The sequence below is a fragment of the Pseudomonas sp. SWI44 genome (assembly GCF_002947915.1).
Classification (GTDB): domain Bacteria; phylum Pseudomonadota; class Gammaproteobacteria; order Pseudomonadales; family Pseudomonadaceae; genus Aquipseudomonas; species Aquipseudomonas taiwanensis.
In genome coordinates this window covers 3,622,599-3,639,696 of sequence record NZ_CP026674.1, presented here as the reverse complement: position 1 = coordinate 3,639,696, position 17,098 = coordinate 3,622,599, and the positions used below count along the sequence as shown (strand labels likewise).

Genomic DNA, 17,098 nt, shown 5'->3' with positions numbered 1-17,098 from the left:
CTCGCTATACACCGCACAGGCGCAAGATCAGATACCACCGGCAGTCAGTTTTTCAGGATCCAGCAGCGCTTCGAGCTGATCACGCGACAAGTCGGTGTGCTCCAGCGCCACGTCGATGATCGGGCGACCCTGCTTGTACGCGGTCTTGGCGATCTCGGCGGCCTTGAGGTAGCCAATGATCGGGTTCAGTGCGGTCACCAGGATCGGATTGCGCGCCAAGGCCTCCTTGAGCTTGCCTTCATTGACCTTGAAGCTGGCAATGGCCTTGTCGGCCAGCAGGCGGCTGGCATTGGCCATCAGCTCGATGCTCTCCAGCAGGTTGCGGGCAATCACCGGCAACATGACGTTCAGCTCGAAGTTGCCCGACTGACCGGCCACGGCGATGGTCGCGTCGTTGCCGATCACCTGCGCGGCAACCATGGCGGTGGCTTCTGGAATCACCGGGTTGACCTTGCCCGGCATGATCGACGACCCAGGCTGCAGCGCTTGCAGCTCGATCTCCCCCAGACCGGCCAACGGTCCGGAGTTCATCCAGCGCAGGTCATTGGCGATTTTCATCAACGCAACGGCGGTGGTCTTGAGCTGGCCTGAAAGCGCTACTGCGGTGTCCTGCGAGCCGATCAGCGCGAACAGGTTCTGCCCAGGCGTGAACGGAACCTGGCTCAGGTCACTCAAGTGGTGGGCGAAGCAGGCCGCGAACCGTGGGTGGGCGTTGATTCCGGTACCGACGGCCGTGCCCCCCTGGGCCAGGGCCTGCAAGCTGGGCAACGTCGCCTCGATATGGCCCCGCGCGCCGCTGATCTGAGCCGCCCAGCCATCGAGCACCTGGCTCATGCGCACCGGCATGGCATCCATAAGGTGGGTACGACCGGTCTTGACGAACTGATGGACTTGCAGCGACTTCGCTTCGATCACCTGCACCAAATGGTCCAGCGCAGGCAGCAGTTGGCCATGCAAGGCCAAGGCGGCACTGACATGGAGGGTGGTCGGGATGATGTCGTTGCTGCTCTGGCCGCAATTGACGTGATCGTTGGCATTGACCGGCGCTCCGAGCACACGGCTGGCCAAGGTGGCGATCACCTCGTTGGCGTTCATATTGGAGCTGGTACCCGAGCCGGTCTGGTAGACATCTACCGGGAAGTGCTGGATGAAGTCACCGGCCAACAACTGCTCGACTGCCGTGACGATGGCCTGGCCCTGCGCGACGCTCAGTTGCTCGAGCTCGATATTGGCCTTGGCCGCCGCAGCCTTTGCCAGCAGCAATGCACGGATGAACTGGGCGGGCATGCGCTGACCGCTGATCGGGAAATTGTCGACCGCGCGTTGGGTCTGGGCACCGTACAGGGCCTGGGCCGGCACCTGGAGTTCGCCCATGCTGTCACGCTCGATACGGGTATCACTCATCTTCAAATCCTTGCATCAGTTCATCGGGAGAAATCGAAGGCAGCAGCACGCAGTTCGCCAATTGCAGGGCGTAGGGCTGCCAGCGTTGGTTCTGTTCGCGGCGATCGAGGTTGCGCAGGTCCAACAGCGGGCGCCAGGCCTGGTCCAGGCACAGGCAGCGCCAATGCCAGGGCAGCATGCGATCACAGGCGGTATCCCGCAGGAGACGGAAGGAGGTCAACGCCACCGTCCAGGCCGACGTTTCGGTACAGCACACCAGATAACGGCCTTCGGCCAGGTAGTGCTCTATCAGGCGCGGCTCGTCGGGTTCGAGGGCGCAACGGATGCGTCGGCTGAGCCAACGCCAGTTTTCCAGGTAGGGCAGTTCGCGCAGGACGGGTTTCATGAACATCATCGCCGAGTTACTGGATAATGATATTCATTATTAATTGATAAGCAATGTCACTTCAAGCAGGGAATGACTAAACAAGAAACCCGGCATGGGGCCGGGTTACTGTGCCCCTTGCACAGCCTGTTCACGGATCAACCCGCGAACAGGCCGATGCAGGTGAAAGATCAGCTACCTGCCACAGTCATCCGCTCGATCAACACCGACCCTGTATGAATGTTGCTGCGGGTTTCGAGATCGCTGCCAATCGCGACAATCTGCTGGAACATGTCCTTCATGTTGCCGGCAATGGTTACTTCCTGCACCGCGTGCTGGATCTCGCCATTCTCGACCCAGAAACCGGCTGCGCCGCGGGAATAATCGCCAGTCACCATGTTCAGCCCATGGCCCATCAGCTCGGTGACCAGCAGGCCACGGCCCATGCGGCGGATCAACGCGGCCTGGTCCTCGACACCATGGGTCACGTACAGGTTATGCACGCCTCCAGCGTTGGCCGTGCTCGGCAGGCCCAGTTTGCGACCAGAATAGGTGCCCAGCAGGTACGACACCAGCTCGCCTTTTTCGACGAACGGCTTGGCATAGGTGGCCAGGCCATCGCCGTCGAACGCGGCACTGCCCAAGGCCCGGGGAATGTGCGGACGCTCGTCGAGGGTCAGCCAGGTAGGGAACAGGCGCTGCCCCAAGGCACCGTCGAGGAACGATGACTTGCGGTACAGGTTGCCCCCGGAAATGGCCGAAAGGAAGCTGCCGAACAGGCCACCGGCCAGCTCCGCAGAAAACAGTACCGGCACCTCGCACGTGGGTACCGGTCGCGCACCAAGGCGGCTGGCGGCTCGCTTGGCCGCACGCTGGCCGATACTACGTGGGTCGGCCAGCAGGTTGCCCTGGCGATTCACGTCGTACCAGTAGTCCCGCTGCATCTGACCGTCACCCTCGGCAATCATCACGCAGCTCAGACTGTGCCGAGTGGACGCGTAACCACCGATGAAACCATGGCTGTTGCCGTACACGCGGCAGCCTTGGTGCGTGTTGAGGGTAGTGCCATCGGCATTGAGAATGCGGGGATCGGCCTCGAATGCCGCGGCTTCGCAGGTCAACGCCATCTCAATGGCTTGCTCCGGCTCGATGTCCCAGTCATGGTAGAGGTCCAGGTCCGGGATCTCACGCGCCATCAGCGCCGCGTCGGCCAGGCCCGCGCACTCGTCCTCGGAGGTGTGCCTGGCGATTGCCAAGGCGGCTGCCACTGTCTCGCGGATCGCATCCTGGCCGCTTGCCGAGGTACTGGCCGAGCCTTTGCGCTGGCCGACATAAAGGGTGATACCGAAGCCTTGGTCGCGGTTGAACTCGACCGTCTCCACCTCACGCTGGCGCACGCTGGTGGACAACCCCTGCTCCAGCGATACGGCCACCTCGCAGGCACTGGCACCCTGCCGCTTGGCCTCGGCGATGATCGCTTCGACCTGCTCCTGCAATGCCGGCAGGTTCTTGGGGCCTACGCTCTGGACTGCACTCATGGTTATCTCCACTCAAATTCTGCGTTCGGCAAGGGTCATTCTACGACCGGGCCGGACAAGCGGCCCCCGACTGGTTATCATGGCGGCGATTTCTAGCGGACTGCCACCATGGTTGATTCATACGACGACGCCTTCGACGGCGAAAAAAGCAAAACCCAGATCAAGCGCGAGCTGCATGCATTGGTCGAACTCGGCGAGCGCCTAACCACGCTCAAGGCCGATACACTGGCGCGCCTGCCGTTGACCGACGAGTTGCGCAAGGCCCTGGCCGAAGCCAGCAAGCACACGGCGCACGGCGCACGTAAACGCCACATGTCGTTCGTCGGCAAGCTGATGCGCGTGCAGGACCTGGACGCCATCCACGCCTTGCTCGAACAGATCGACAGCTCGACCCGCCAGTACAACGAGCGATTCCACAACCTTGAGCGCTGGCGCGATCGTTTGATCGACGGTAACGACGAAGACCTCGAGCGCTTCGTCAACGAATACCCCGATACCGACCGTCAGCAACTGCGCTCGCTGATCCGTCATGCCCAGCACGAAAAGGCGCGGAACAAGCCGCCGGCCGCTGCACGCAAGGTGTTCAAGTACATCCGCGACCTCGACGAGATCCAGCGCGGCCTGCGATGAGTCCGACGCACCGCTCCCAGGGCATCTGCTGTGCGACCCCATGGGAGCGGCCTTGCAGCGCGAAAGGACCGCGATGCGGTCCCACGATCCTTCACGCGCCCGTACCACCTACGGTAATCGCATCCAGCTTCAAGGTCGGCTGGCCAACCCCCACCGGAACCGACTGCCCATCCTTGCCACAGGTGCCCACACCGCTATCCAGGGCCAGGTCGTTACCTACCATCGACACTCGGCTCATCGCCTCAGGGCCGTTGCCAATCAGGGTTGCGCCTTTGACCGGTGCGGTGATCTTGCCGTCTTCGATCAGGTAAGCCTCGCTGGTCGAGAACACGAACTTGCCGCTGGTGATGTCCACCTGCCCACCGCCGAGGTTGGCGCAATAGATGCCCTTTTTCACCGACGCGATGATCTCCTGCGGGTCGCTCTCGCCAGCACGCATGTAAGTGTTGGTCATGCGCGGCATCGGCAGGTGCGCATAGGATTCCCGGCGCCCGTTGCCGGTCACCGCCATGCCCATCAGGCGCGCGTTGAGCTTGTCTTGCATATAGCCCTTGAGCACACCGTTCTCGATCAGCGTGGTGCATTCGGTTGGCGTGCCTTCGTCATCCACGCTCAGAGAACCCCGGCGGCCTTCAAGGGTGCCATCGTCGACGATGGTGCACAGGCTCGACGCGACTTTCTCGCCGAGACGACCGCTGAAGGCCGAACTGCCCTTGCGGTTGAAGTCGCCTTCCAGGCCATGGCCGACCGCTTCATGCAACAGCACGCCAGACCAACCGGAACCCAGTACCACCGGCAAGGTGCCCGCCGGGGCGGGAATCGCCTCCAGGTTCACCAGCGCCTGGCGCAATGCCTCGCGGGCATAGCCCATGACCCGCTCCTCGGTGAAGAAGCGATAGTCGGTACGCCCACCACCGCCCTGCCCGCCGCGTTCGCGACGGCCGTTCTGCTCGACGATGACACTGACGTTGAAGCGCACCAGCGGACGCACGTCAGCCGCCAGGCTACCGTCCGCTGCGGCGATCAGAATCCGCTCCCAGACGCCGGCCATGCTCACGCTGACCTGCTGGATACGCGGGTCCAGGGCGCGGGTGGCGGCGTCGACACGCTTGAGCAGGTCGACCTTTTCTGCGCGCGTCAGCACATCCAACGGATTGTCCGGTGAATACAGTGCCGGCACAGCCTGGCTGCGGAAGGCCTGTACCTTGCCGTTCTGCCCGGCGCGGGAAATCGAACGGGCGGCACGGGCCGCCGAGTTCAGGGCTTCAAGGTTGATCGCATTGCTGTAGGCAAAGCCGGTTTTCTCACCGGACTGGGCGCGCACGCCCACCCCTTGGTCAAGGTTGAAGCTGCCTTCCTTGACGATGCCGTCCTCCAGTGCCCAGGTTTCCGAAATCTGACCTTGGAAATACAGGTCGGCGGCGTCGATACCGGGGCCTGCCAACTCGCCAAGGACAGACTGCAGGCTGTCCAGGCTCAGGCCGCCCGGTGCCAGGAGCTGCTCGCTGACGGTGGATAACATCTGGCTCATAGTCACTCCGAGGTGTGCGCAGGCCGCAAGGCGTCCTGCGAGAAAAAGCGCCGGTGCAACGCAACCGGCATGCGCGCCCGGATGGACGCTTGTTCATCAATATCGCGCTCGGCCAGCAGGACTGCCTCGCCTCGCGCCTGTTCGGCGACGATCCTCCCCCAAGGGTCGACGATCGCCGCCTGGCCATGGGTTTCCCGTGGCCCTGGATGGATGCCGCCCTGTGCGGCGGCCAGCACGTAGCACTGGGTCTCGATGGCCCGTGCACGAATCAGCACTTCCCAATGGGCTGCCCCGGTGACTGCGGTGAAGGCAGCCGGCGCCGTGATCAGCTCCGCGCCGGCAGCGCGTAAAGCGCTGTACAGCTCGGGAAAGCGCAAGTCATAGCATACGCTCAGCCCCACACGGCCGACCGGGGTATCGGCCACCACCACCCGAGCCCCGTGCGCATAGTCGTCAGACTCGCGGTAACGGCCTCGGTTGTCGGCCACGTCGACATCGAACAGGTGTAGCTTGTCGTAACGCGCCACCACCTCACCCTGCTCATCGACCAACAGCGAGCAGGCATGCGCCTTGGCATCGGGTTGACCGGCGGGAGGCAACGGCAAGGTACCGGCGACTATCCATAACTTGAGGTCGCGGGCGGTACGTTTCAACCATGGCAGGATCGGCCCGTCACCCAGAGCCTCCGCCCGTCCGATGGCCGCCGCATCCTTGCGCCCCATGGCCGCGAAGTTTTCCGGCAGGACAGCGAGCCTGGCGCCACCGAAGGCTGCCTGCTCAAGCAGTGCGCCAGCACGTTGCAGGTTGGCCAGTACATCGTCCTGGCTGACCATCTGGATCACCGCTGCCTTCATGGGCACTCCCGACGCTATTTGTTGAAGGGTTTCACAAATGTGATTCTAGGCTCTTTCCACGGCCCCTCGACGCGGTAGTGCACGCTGGCAAAACGCGACACGCGGTCACCGATCAACCGATCGACCAGGAACAACGCCCCGCCAACCGCTGGCGCACCGACAATCAGGGCGGCCAAGGGCAGGTTGTTGGTCACTGGCAACGTCACTTGCAAGTTGGCATCGACACGGTCACGAACCATGTCCAGCGTACCGTCGAGCTCGAAGTTGCTCGACGGCCCGGTCACCGTGATCGGCTCGCGAGTTACATAGACACCATCACTTGCCACCAACAAGCCTTTGACCCGGTCATAGGCCAAGCCTTTGTCGAACAGATCGGAGAAGTCCAGGCGCAAGCGACGGCCGATGGAGTTGAAGTTGAGCAGGCCGAACACGCGCAGGGCCTGGGCACTGCCTTCCACCTCGACGAACTGGCCGGTGCGCAACGCCGCGTCCATGCTCCCCGAGAAACGCTTGAGGCCAACCCAGGCCGGTGAGCCAGGCCAACGGCCATCGACATCCAGGCGGAAATCGCGGCTGGTGACCGTAGGCGCGAAGCCCCAGGCCTTGAGGACATCAGCCAGGTTCTTGCCATCGAGGCGACCTTTGTACCAGCTGCTGCTGGCCCCCGGCAGGCCTTCCCAGCCGCCACTGCCATCAATGCGCAGCCCTTTGAAATCGAGGTCGATATCACTGGCCGACACCCCACGGGCGGTCGGGCGCAGCTTGACCGCCGCATTGCCGTAGAAGTCATCCCCCCGGTAGAGCTTGTCGATGGTCAGGTCCAGCGCCGGGACCTTGCGTGGGTCGAAGGTGGCCAAGGGGTCGGGTCCATCTTCGGCCTGGACCTGAGCCGGGTCGGCCGCGGGCAGACGCAAGGTCTGCAGGCGGACGGTCATGGGCGCGGCCTTGGCATCCGGAACCCTTGCGTTACCGATGACTTCCTTGCTGTCCAGACGCAGATCCCATGCTGGGCCGCCGCGAGCCAGGCGAACCACGGCCTGGTTCAAGTCCATGCCGAACGCCTTGAGCTGGCCGATGCTCAGGTCGACGCTCTGTAGGTTCTGCCGGGCATTGCCGCTCGGGTCATCGCCAGCCAGTCGGTTCATCTGTTCCTGCCAGGGCGCCAGGTCCAGGGACTCCAGGCGTCCGCGCACACGCAAACCCGGGCTGGCCGGTACCTGCGCGTCGCCCGTGCCGAGCAGCAACTCACCGCGCCCTTGGGTCAGCTTGTCGGCAGGCGCGGCGTAGGCAAAACGCGCAAGGTCCGCGTAGCCTGCATCGAAGCGACGCTCTGCGCCTTGCAGGCCCATGCTGAAACGGCTGTCACGGGTTTCGGACGCGGCCTTGCCGAACGGTGCCGGCAGGTCTATCGCCAGCCCTTTGAGCGACGAGTTGACACTCAGGCTGTTGTCGCGGCTGCCCAGATTGACCTGCAGTCGGTAAGGCACATCACCCGAAGCAGGCAGCGCCTGCTTGAACTGCAACCAGTCAGTCAGGGACTTGAGCGCCACCTGGCCAGTGGCATTGATCCGGGTCTGCATCTGCCCTGGCTTGCCTTCGGCGACGATCTGCGCGGACACCGGTTTGCCGAATGCTTGCAGGCTGATGTCCTTGCCGCTCAGGCCCTTGTCCAGGTCAAAACTGAAGTCGCCCTTCAATTGGCTCAGGTCAAGGCTCGGCGGTGCCACCTTGAGTTGCGCATCGGCGGTAGCGAAGTCCACCTGCACGTTGGGCCGATCACCGCGGACCAAGGGGATGTCGAGCTTGACCTTGCCCTTGAGCGGCCCCTCTCCTTCCCAGCCGGCGAATATCTCACCTGTGCCGATCGGCGCTTCCTTGAGGATCTTCAAGCCATCGCCAAGGCTGCCGTCGAAATTGCCATCCAGGTACAGATGGCTATGCTGGTCGCCGTCGACATGGGGAATATCGACACTGACGTCGCTCACCTTCGTATCGAGCAATGTACCCTGACTGGCCTTGATGCGAATGCCGCTGTCCTCTATCAGCACATCCCCGGCGACCTGCTGCACCTGCGGCCAACCCGGCTGGAAGTCCAGCGCCGCATCGCGGACCTTGAAGAACAGGCTGATGCTTCGCGCCTCGGGCGCTGCCCCATGGTTGAGCGACCCTTGGTACTGGAAATAACCTTCGTCCACGGTCCCCTTGACGATGGCGGTGCGCAGCCACTCGTCCAGGGCCGGACTAAGCACTTCGGGCAGGTACTTCGCGGTATAGCGGCCGTCGCCTTCGGTCAGGCCGACACGCAGGTCCATGTAGTCTTCGCGCCCTTCCTCGAACAGCAGTCGAATGAGGAAATCGCCGGCAATCTTGCCCTCCTCGCCCAACACCTTGAGGTAGGGAGCGATGAGGGTGAAGCCCTCCTTGTCGAGGCTCCAGGTAAGGCGGGCATTGGCCTTCTGGTAGTGCCAGGGTTTGGCGAAGATCGGATACAGATGCAGCATGAATGCATCGGTATCCAGTCGCAGTTCACCGTGCCCCAAGTTACCGCTGATACTGCCGCTGACGTTTCCGGCGGCAGGAGCACCGTGGTACGCGTCGAAACCTACCTTTTCAAGATTGGCGGCGAACTGCAGCCGCTCGTCGCCCTCGACCTTTGGCCGGATATCGAGGCGTACGTTGCGCAGTGCGCCGGTGACCTTCAGCGCGTCGACCACGGTCATCAGTTTTTCAGGCAGTGGCGCCAGGGCATCGACCAGCGGGGTGAGCGGAGTCAGGTCGAGCCGATCGGCCTGCACCTGCCAGCTCTCCTGTGCGGGCTCTTCGCCATCGCGATGACGCACTTGCAGATGCGACTCCCATCGCGTCTTGCCAATGCTGGCAGCCAACGAATCGACCACCACATCGAAGCCCTGCTCCTGGCGCTGGAACCAGGCAGTCAGCGCCAGGTTATCCAACGTGGCAGATTTGCGCCCGGCATAGGCACCCGTGAGCTTGGGTGCATTGAGCCGTACAACTGCCTGTTGCAACTGACCCTGGCTCCAGTCGATCCACAATTCGCCACCCGAGCGCAGGGTGTGTGCTTGCCACTGGCCCAGCAGGCGCGGCGGCAACCAACGCGCCCAATCACTCTGCGGCAGGCTCAGGTAAGCCTGGACCTGCCCGTCACGCCATTGGTTGGCCGCAGCCCGGCTGCGCAGGTTCACCGCCAAGGGCTGGCCATCCGGGAGGGTCGCGCGCAGGTCCAGAGCCTGACGCGAAGCACCGGCCTTCAGGCCAAGACTCACATAGGTCAGGGTCAGCGGGTCACGTTGCCAGGGGTGCAGGGTAACCTGGCTGTCGAACACATCGATGCGCCCCAGCTGGCGCATGCGCTGGAGAATCTCGGCAGGATCGATTGCGGCGTCGTCTTTTTTCGGCAGACCTTCCAGCGCCCAGCTGCCCTGGGCGTCCTCACGCAGGATCAACTGCAAGCCACCCAGCTGAATACGCGCCAGCTGCACTTCACGGCTGGTCAGGCTGGCCCAGAGGTCAGGCACCAGCTTGACCTCATCCAGGCGCAATGCCGCCGAGCCTTCGCCCACTTGTAGATCGCGCACGCGCAATACAGGTGCCAGGCCGCTCCAACGCCCCTCGAGCGCACCGATGTGCACCGGCAGGCCCAAGGTTTGCTCCGCCTTGGCTTCTACATCGGCGCGGTATTCGGCAACCAGCGGTACCAGTTGCCGCCCCGCGCTCACGTACAGTGCCACCAGCACCGCAAGCAGAGCACACAAGCCCAGCCCCCAGCGGGTCAAGGCGACAAGAACGCGGGTCAGACGTCCCATGGCCATGGCCCTCCAAGTCGTTTATCCATGATGGCCCCTGGCAGCGGTTTTGCCAGCTCGACCTGCATGGGGTGGGGTTCGAAACGCGTCAGAGCAGCACCACGTCGTATTGCTCCTGCGAATACATCGACTCGACCTGGAAGCGAATGGTTCGACCAATGAACGCTTCCAGCTCGGCCACGTTGCCGGATTCTTCATCGAGCAGACGGTCGACCACCTTCTGGTTGGCCAGCACACGGTAACCTTCGGCCTGGTAGGCACGGGCCTCACGCAGGATTTCACGGAAAATTTCGTAACAGATCGTCTCTGGGGTTTTCAGTTTGCCCCGCCCCTGGCAGGCGATGCAGGGCTCGCACAGCACCTGCTCAAGGCTTTCCCGCGTGCGCTTGCGGGTCATCTGCACCAGTCCCAGCTCGGTGATGCCGATGATGTTGGTCTTGGCATGGTCGCGCTCGAGCTGTTTTTCCAGGGTACGCAGTACCTGGCGCTGGTGCTCTTCATCCTCCATGTCGATGAAGTCGATGATGATGATCCCGCCGATATTGCGCAGGCGCAGTTGCCGGGCAATGGCGGTTGCCGCTTCGAGATTGGTCTTGAAGATGGTCTCTTCGAGGTTGCGATGACCGACGAAGGCGCCAGTGTTGACGTCGATGGTGGTCATCGCCTCGGCCGGGTCGACCACCAGGTAACCACCGGACTTGAGCGGCACCTTGCGCTCCAGCGCTCGCTGGATCTCATCCTCGACGCCATACAGGTCGAAGATCGGTCGCTCGCCCGGGTAGTGCTCAAGGCGGTCGGCAATCTCTGGCATGAGTTCGGCGACGAACTGCGTGGTTTTTTGGAACGTTTCCCGCGAGTCGATACGGATTTTCTCGATCTTCGGGTTGACCAGGTCGCGCAAGGTACGCAGGGCCAGGCCCAGGTCTTCGTAGATGACCGTTGGCGCACCGCAAGTCTGTATCTGGCTGCCGATCTGCTCCCACAGCCGGCGCAGGTAACGGATGTCCTGGAGTATTTCCTCGGCGCGCGCGCCTTCGGCGGCTGTGCGCAGGATGAAGCCCCCGGCGTCCTTGATGTTCTCGCTTGCCATGCAGTCGCTGACCACCTGCTTGAGGCGGTCACGCTCGGCTTCGTCCTCGATCTTCAGGGAGATACCGACGTGACTGCTGCGGGGCATGTACACCAGGTAGCGCGAGGGAATAGACAACTGGGTCGTCAGGCGCGCGCCCTTGGTGCCGATGGGGTCTTTGGTCACCTGCACCACCAACGCCTGCCCTTCATGCACCAGGGCGGTGATGCTCTCGACCGCCGAACCTTCGCGCTGAGAAATTTCAGAAGCATGGATGAACGCGGCCCGTTCCAGGCCGATGTCGACGAACGCCGCCTGCATGCCTGGCAGCACGCGCACTACCTTGCCTTTGTAGATATTGCCAACGATGCCTCGGCGCTGCGTGCGCTCAACGTGCACTTCCTGCAGCACGCCGTTCTCCACCACTGCCACACGTGATTCCATCGGGGTGATGTTGATCAGGATCTCTTCACTCATGGCAGGCTCTCGTCAAAGGTCTTGGCTAATGATGGATGTCGTACGCAGGGCTGGCTACTGTGGGTGTGTTACCTCTGGCAAAAGCCCTGGCACCTGCCAACTGGCAATGCCGAATTGCGCAAGCAGATCGGAAGTCTCGGCGAGCGGCAGGCCAACGACCGAGGAGTAACTGCCGACCAAGGCGGTGACGAACACCGCGCCCAGTCCCTGTATGGCATACCCACCGGCCTTGTCCAGGGGTTCGCCGCTGGCCCAGTAGCGTTCGGCCTCATCACCGGTAATCGGGCGAAAACGCACGCTGCTCGAAACGCACAGACTGAGGCAGCGCTGGCCATCGCTCACGGCGATGCCAGTCAGGACCTGGTGTTCGCGCCCCGACAGGTCGGCCAGCATGGCCAAGGCATGTTCGCGGTTTTCCGGTTTGCCGAGAATACGACCATCGAGCACCACCGCAGTGTCTGCGCCAAGGGTTACAGCCGGGCCGTCGACTCTGGCGAAACCGGCCTTGGCCTTGGCCTGGGCCAGGCGCTCGACATAGGCCTCGGCGCTTTCGTGAGGGAGTGGGGTTTCATCGACAGGTGCGCTGACCGTGGTGAACGGCACGCCGATCTGGGTCAGCAGTTCACGACGGCGTGGCGAGCCCGAGGCCAGGTAAAGCGGAGTCATGCGGACATCTCCCTGTCAGTCGCGGCATCGCCGTCAGTTTATGTGCAATCGGCGGCGCAAGTCGCGCAGGGCGAAGCTGACCCAAGGCCATAGCAAGGCACTGATCACCGCCGACCACACCAACGCCAGGGTCGGCAGGCGGTTGCCGGTGAGCGCGCTGAGCCATAGCTGGATCAATTGGGCGATACCGAAGATCACCAGAATCACAAGGCTCTGCTGCCACATGGGGAACATGCGCAGGCGTTGCTGCAGGGACAATACCAGGAAGGTGATCAGGGTCAGGATGAGGGCGTTTTGCCCCAGCAAGGTACCATAGAGCACATCCTCGGCCAGGCCGAGCAGGAAAGCCGTGGTCATGCCGACCTTGTTCGGCACCATGAGGGTCCAGAACGACACCAGCAGTGCCAGCCACATGGGCCGGAACACTTCCAGGAACTGAGGCATCGGCGAGACGCTCAGCAGCAGACCGATGACGAATGTCAGCCAGATCACCCACCCGTTGTTACGGCGCGAAGCTGCCATCATGGTCTCCGGTGTTGAGCCGGCGCGGCAGGCGCGGCGGCTGGGGTAGCGGGCGCGGCCGTCGGGGTCGGCGCTGGCGTGGCCGGTACGGCGGGAGCAGTGCCGGCAGGGGCGGCGCCGTTGGCCGGGGCAGCGTGATCGGCGGGTGCAGCTGGCTGGCCACTGGCCGGGGCGCCCTTGCGGTCGGCTTCTTCCTGGGCGATGGCGGCGTCGGTGGCACGCTGCTCCGGGCTGCGTCGATCGCTGAACACCAGCAGCATATAGCGGCTGCGGTTAAGGGCGGCGGTTGGAATCGCGCGCACGATGGCGAACGGCTGGCCCGAGTCATGGATCACTTCGTTGACCGTGGCCACCGGGTAGCCGGCCGGGAAGCGCTGCCCCATACCGGAACTGACCAGCAAGTCGCCTTCCTTGATGTCGGCAGTGTCTGCCACGTGGCGCAACTCCAGGCGCTCGGGGTTACCCGTGCCGCTGGCGATGGCGCGCAGGCCGTTGCGGTTGACCTGCACCGGAATGCTATGGGTGGTGTCGGTCAGCAGCAGCACCCGTGAGGTGTAGGGCATCAGTTCGACCACCTGGCCCATCAGGCCACGGGCATCGAGTACCGGCTGGCCAAGAAACACACCATCACGCTCGCCCTTGTTGATCAGTATGCGATGGGTGAACGGGTTGGGGTCGACACCGATCAGCTCGGCCACCTCGACCTTTTCATTGACCAGGGCCGAGGAGTTCAGCAGCTCACGCAGGCGCACGTTCTGCTCGGTGAGGGCCGCCAGCTTTTGCAGGCGCCCCTGCAACAGCAGGGCCTCGGTCTTGAGCTTTTCGTTTTCCGCGATCAGTTCGGTGCGGCTGCCGAACTGGCCGGCCACGCCTTGCCACAGGCGCTGCGGCAGGTCAGTGACCCAGTAGGATTCCATCAGCACCAGGCCCATCTGGCTGCGGACTGGCTTGAGCACGTCGAAACGTGCGTCGACCACCATCAGCGCGACGGACAGCACTACGAGTACCAGTAGGCGAACGCCCAACGAGGGGCCCTTGGAGAAAAGCGGTTTAATGGGCCGTTCCTCGTGGACGACTCAGGAGGTCATTGGACATGGGACAACGCACCAGCCTGGTTGCGGGTTGACGGAAACGACGCCCGGATGGACGCCTGCCCAGCGCATACAGGTAGCACTGCTCGTGCTACCTGTAAACCGGGCGCTCAGAAGCAGCGGGTGGGAATCACTCGCTGGAGAGCAGGTCCATCGCGTGCTTGTCCATCATCTCCAGGGCGCGACCGCCGCCACGGGCAACGCAGGTCAGCGGGTCCTCGGCGACGATCACCGGCAAGCCGGTTTCCTGTGCCAGCAGCTTGTCGAGGTCACGCAGCAGTGCGCCACCACCAGTCAGCACCAGGCCGCGCTCGGCGATGTCGGAAGCCAGCTCGGGCGGCGACTGCTCCAGGGCGCTCTTGACGGCCTGGACGATGGTCGCCAGCGACTCTTGCAGGGCCTCGAGCACTTCGTTGGAGTTCAGGGTGAAGGCACGCGGTACGCCTTCGGCCAGGTTGCGGCCACGGACGTCGACTTCACGCACTTCGCCACCCGGGTAGGCGGTACCGATTTCCTGCTTGATGCGCTCGGCGGTGGACTCACCGATCAGGCTGCCGTAGTTGCGGCGCACATAGGTGACGATGGCTTCGTCGAAGCGGTCGCCGCCCACACGCACGGACTCGGCATAGACCACGCCGTTCAGCGAGATCAGCGCGATTTCGGTGGTACCGCCACCGATATCGACGACCATCGAACCACGGGCTTCCTCGACCGGCAGGCCGGCACCGATGGCGGCAGCCATCGGCTCTTCGATCAGGAACACCTCACGTGCACCGGCACCCAGGGCCGACTCGCGAATGGCGCGGCGCTCTACCTGGGTCGACTTGCACGGCACGCAGATCAGCACGCGTGGGCTGGGCTGCAGGAAGCTGTTCTCGTGAACCTTGTTGATGAAGTACTGCAACATTTTTTCACAAACGCTGAAGTCGGCGATGACGCCGTCCTTCATCGGACGAATGGCAGCAATGTTGCCAGGCGTACGGCCCAGCATGCGTTTGGCTTCGGTACCGACGGCGACGACGCTTTTCTGGTTGCCGTGGGTACGGATGGCAACAACCGAGGGCTCATTCAGGACGATACCGCGCTCACGCACGTAAATAAGGGTGTTGGCAGTACCCAGGTCGATGGAGAGATCGCTGGAAAACATGCCACGCAGTTTCTTGAACATGGGAAAGTGACCCTGGGGAAAGCGTGGGTAAAAAAGTGCGGCAAACTCTAACAATGGCAGGGATTTTGGGCAAGGAGCCAATATGTTAAATTGGCAGTTTTTCCGAGCAAGCCAGCAGATGATCGCGGCCGTATGACCGCCAAAATGCCGACATGTTCCTCACCACGGACCTCATTCCGTTCTTAGTTTTTCTGGAGATCCCCATGGCGCTTCAACGCTGCGACGTGGAAAAGATCGCCCATCTGGCCCGCCTGGGGCTGAATGAAGGCGAACTGCCACGCATTACCGATGCCTTGAACAGTATTCTCGGGCTGGTCGACCAGATGCAAGCGGTCGATACCAGCGGCATCGAACCCTTGGCCCACCCACTGGAAGCCAGCCAACGCCTGCGCCCTGACCAAGTCACCGAGCGCAATCAGCGCGACGCCTATCAGGCCATCGCACCGGCGACCGAAAGCGGTCTGTACCTGGTTCCAAAAGTCATCGAGTAAGGGAAAGAGCCTGCCATGCATCAATTGACCCTGGCCGAGATCGCCCGCGGACTCGCCGACAAGTCGTTTTCCTCCGAAGAGCTGACCGGCGCCCTGTTGGCGCGCATCAAGCAGCTCGACCCGCAGATCAACAGCTTCATCAGCGTCACCGAGGACCTGGCCCTGACCCAGGCCCGTGCTGCCGACGCCCGTCGCGCCGCCGGCGAGAACGGCGCCCTGCTCGGCGCACCGATCGCCCACAAGGACCTGTTCTGCACCAACGGCATCCGCACCAGCTGCGGCTCGAAGATGCTCGACAACTTCAAGGCGCCCTACGACGCCACCGTGGTCGCCAAACTGGCCGAAGCCGGCATGGTCACCCTGGGCAAGACCAACATGGACGAATTCGCCATGGGCTCGGCCAACGAGTCCAGCCACTACGGCCCGGTGAAAAATCCATGGAACCTTGAACACGTTCCCGGCGGCTCGTCCGGCGGTTCCGCCGCAGCGGTGGCCGCACGCCTGCTGCCGGCCACTACCGGCACCGACACCGGCGGCTCGATCCGTCAGCCAGCGGCGCTGACCAACCTCACCGGCCTGAAACCGACCTATGGCCGTGTTTCGCGCTGGGGCATGATCGCCTACGCCTCGAGCCTCGACCAGGGCGGCCCACTGGCCCGCACCGCCGAGGACTGCGCCCTGCTGCTGCAAGGTATGGCCGGCTTCGACGCCAAGGACTCCACCAGCATCGAAGAGCCGGTGCCGGACTACAGCGCCAACCTGAACGCCTCGCTGCAAGGTCTGCGCATCGGCCTGCCGAAGGAATACTTCGGTGCCGGCCTCGACCCGCGCATCGCCGACCTGGTCCAGGCCAGCGTCAAGGAGCTGGAAAAGCTCGGCGCGGTGGTCAAGGAAATCAGCCTGCCGAACATGCAGCACGCCATCCCGGCGTACTACGTGATCGCGCCGGCCGAAGCCTCCTCCAACCTGTCGCGTTTCGATGGCGTGCGCTTCGGCTACCGCTGCGAGAACCCGAAAGACCTGACCGACCTGTACAAGCGCTCCCGTGGCGAAGGCTTCGGCGCCGAAGTCCAGCGCCGCATCATGGTCGGCACCTACGCCCTGTCGGCCGGCTACTACGACGCCTACTACGTCAAGGCGCAGCAGATCCGTCGCCTGATCAAGAATGACTTCATGGCCGCGTTCAACGACGTCGACCTGATCCTCGGCCCGACCACGCCGAACCCGGCCTGGAAGCTCGGCGCCAAGAGCAACGACCCGGTCGCCGCCTACCTCGAGGACGTCTACACCATCACCGCCAACCTGGCGGGCCTGCCGGGCCTGTCGATGCCGGCCGGTTTCGTCGATGGCCTGCCGGTCGGCGTACAACTGCTGGCTCCCTATTTCCAGGAAGGCCGCCTGCTCAACGTCGCGCACCGCTACCAGCAAGTCACCGACTGGCACACCCGCGCCCCCAACGGCTTCTGAGG

The 17,098-nt window shown here is 63.3% G+C and carries 14 protein-coding genes; 3 read left to right on the top strand and 11 right to left on the bottom strand.

What is annotated here, in order from left to right; translation table 11 throughout:
- Window positions 1-27: 27 nt before the first annotated feature.
- From C4Q26_RS17120 to pmbA, 3 genes are all read right to left on the bottom strand, one after another.
- Window positions 28-1,404 carry a lyase family protein gene (locus C4Q26_RS17120; RefSeq protein WP_027906583.1) on the bottom strand — a complete coding sequence of 459 codons (1,377 nt, stop codon included), beginning with the start codon at window positions 1,402-1,404 and terminating at the stop codon, window positions 28-30.
- Window positions 1,397-1,798 (bottom strand): hypothetical protein, encoded by a 402-nt coding sequence (locus tag C4Q26_RS17115; protein ID WP_027906584.1) that lies wholly within the window; start codon window positions 1,796-1,798, stop codon window positions 1,397-1,399. Before C4Q26_RS17115 ends, C4Q26_RS17120 begins: the two co-directional genes overlap by 8 nt.
- Window positions 1,799-1,959: 161 nt before the next feature.
- Window positions 1,960-3,306 (bottom strand): metalloprotease PmbA, encoded by a 1,347-nt coding sequence (pmbA, locus tag C4Q26_RS17110; RefSeq protein ID WP_023382153.1) that lies wholly within the window; start codon window positions 3,304-3,306, stop codon window positions 1,960-1,962.
- A 108-nt stretch (window positions 3,307-3,414) separates the two neighbouring features.
- Between pmbA and yjgA the strand changes: the two genes are divergently transcribed.
- Entirely contained in the window at window positions 3,415-3,936 is a 522-nt protein-coding gene (gene yjgA, locus C4Q26_RS17105; RefSeq protein ID WP_023382154.1) for a ribosome biogenesis factor YjgA, read from the top strand.
- Between the two features lie 91 nt (window positions 3,937-4,027).
- Here the strand turns inward: yjgA and tldD are convergent, their stop codons facing one another.
- The 8 genes from tldD to mreB form a co-directional block, all read right to left on the bottom strand.
- Window positions 4,028-5,467 (bottom strand): metalloprotease TldD, encoded by a 1,440-nt coding sequence (gene tldD, locus C4Q26_RS17100; RefSeq protein WP_027906586.1) that lies wholly within the window; start codon window positions 5,465-5,467, stop codon window positions 4,028-4,030.
- A 2-nt stretch (window positions 5,468-5,469) separates the two neighbouring features.
- Window positions 5,470-6,321: a carbon-nitrogen hydrolase family protein gene (locus C4Q26_RS17095; protein WP_027906587.1), complete on the bottom strand. Its 852-nt coding sequence runs from the start codon at window positions 6,319-6,321 to the stop codon at window positions 5,470-5,472.
- A gap of 14 nt (window positions 6,322-6,335) precedes the next feature.
- Window positions 6,336-10,151, bottom strand: coding sequence for a YhdP family protein (locus tag C4Q26_RS17090; RefSeq protein WP_104883344.1), 3,816 nt, complete (start codon window positions 10,149-10,151; stop codon window positions 6,336-6,338).
- Window positions 10,152-10,233: 82 nt separating this feature from the next.
- On the bottom strand, window positions 10,234-11,691 hold the full coding sequence (gene rng, locus C4Q26_RS17085) for a ribonuclease G (RefSeq protein WP_023382158.1): 1,458 nt from the start codon (window positions 11,689-11,691) through the stop codon (window positions 10,234-10,236).
- Between the two features lie 54 nt (window positions 11,692-11,745).
- The gene (locus C4Q26_RS17080; RefSeq protein WP_023382159.1) at window positions 11,746-12,357 is read right to left on the bottom strand and encodes a nucleoside triphosphate pyrophosphatase; all 612 of its coding nucleotides are present in this window, start codon (window positions 12,355-12,357) and stop codon (window positions 11,746-11,748) included.
- A 33-nt stretch (window positions 12,358-12,390) separates the two neighbouring features.
- On the bottom strand, window positions 12,391-12,879 hold the full coding sequence (gene mreD / locus C4Q26_RS17075) for a rod shape-determining protein MreD (protein ID WP_023382160.1): 489 nt from the start codon (window positions 12,877-12,879) through the stop codon (window positions 12,391-12,393).
- Window positions 12,879-13,904, bottom strand: coding sequence for a rod shape-determining protein MreC (gene mreC, locus C4Q26_RS17070; RefSeq protein WP_238546530.1), 1,026 nt, complete (start codon window positions 13,902-13,904; stop codon window positions 12,879-12,881). Before mreC ends, mreD begins: the two co-directional genes overlap by 1 nt.
- Window positions 13,905-14,100: 196 nt before the next feature.
- On the bottom strand, window positions 14,101-15,138 hold the full coding sequence (gene mreB / locus C4Q26_RS17065) for a rod shape-determining protein MreB (protein ID WP_003255163.1): 1,038 nt from the start codon (window positions 15,136-15,138) through the stop codon (window positions 14,101-14,103).
- Window positions 15,139-15,341: 203 nt separating this feature from the next.
- Here mreB and gatC point away from each other — a divergent pair, with 203 nt between their 5' ends.
- Window positions 15,342-15,629, top strand: coding sequence for an Asp-tRNA(Asn)/Glu-tRNA(Gln) amidotransferase subunit GatC (gene gatC, locus C4Q26_RS17060; RefSeq protein ID WP_023382162.1), 288 nt, complete (start codon window positions 15,342-15,344; stop codon window positions 15,627-15,629).
- 15 nt (window positions 15,630-15,644) lie between these two features.
- Window positions 15,645-17,096: an Asp-tRNA(Asn)/Glu-tRNA(Gln) amidotransferase subunit GatA gene (gene gatA, locus C4Q26_RS17055; protein WP_023382163.1), complete on the top strand. Its 1,452-nt coding sequence runs from the start codon at window positions 15,645-15,647 to the stop codon at window positions 17,094-17,096.
- The last annotated feature ends 2 nt before the right edge of the window (window positions 17,097-17,098 follow it).

Coding starts and splice junctions, on each gene's coding strand:
- C4Q26_RS17120 (WP_027906583.1), bottom strand. CDS start 1,404: ATGAGTGATACCCGTATCGAGCGTGACAGCATGGGCGAACTCCAGGTG.
- C4Q26_RS17115 (WP_027906584.1), bottom strand. CDS start 1,798: ATGATGTTCATGAAACCCGTCCTGCGCGAACTGCCCTACCTGGAAAAC.
- pmbA (WP_023382153.1), bottom strand. CDS start 3,306: ATGAGTGCAGTCCAGAGCGTAGGCCCCAAGAACCTGCCGGCATTGCAG.
- yjgA (WP_023382154.1), top strand. CDS start 3,415: ATGGTTGATTCATACGACGACGCCTTCGACGGCGAAAAAAGCAAAACC.
- tldD (WP_027906586.1), bottom strand. CDS start 5,467: ATGAGCCAGATGTTATCCACCGTCAGCGAGCAGCTCCTGGCACCGGGC.
- C4Q26_RS17095 (WP_027906587.1), bottom strand. CDS start 6,321: ATGAAGGCAGCGGTGATCCAGATGGTCAGCCAGGACGATGTACTGGCC.
- C4Q26_RS17090 (WP_104883344.1), bottom strand. CDS start 10,151: ATGGCCATGGGACGTCTGACCCGCGTTCTTGTCGCCTTGACCCGCTGG.
- rng (WP_023382158.1), bottom strand. CDS start 11,691: ATGAGTGAAGAGATCCTGATCAACATCACCCCGATGGAATCACGTGTG.
- C4Q26_RS17080 (WP_023382159.1), bottom strand. CDS start 12,357: ATGACTCCGCTTTACCTGGCCTCGGGCTCGCCACGCCGTCGTGAACTG.
- mreD (WP_023382160.1), bottom strand. CDS start 12,879: ATGGCAGCTTCGCGCCGTAACAACGGGTGGGTGATCTGGCTGACATTC.
- mreB (WP_003255163.1), bottom strand. CDS start 15,138: ATGTTCAAGAAACTGCGTGGCATGTTTTCCAGCGATCTCTCCATCGAC.
- gatC (WP_023382162.1), top strand. CDS start 15,342: ATGGCGCTTCAACGCTGCGACGTGGAAAAGATCGCCCATCTGGCCCGC.
- gatA (WP_023382163.1), top strand. CDS start 15,645: ATGCATCAATTGACCCTGGCCGAGATCGCCCGCGGACTCGCCGACAAG.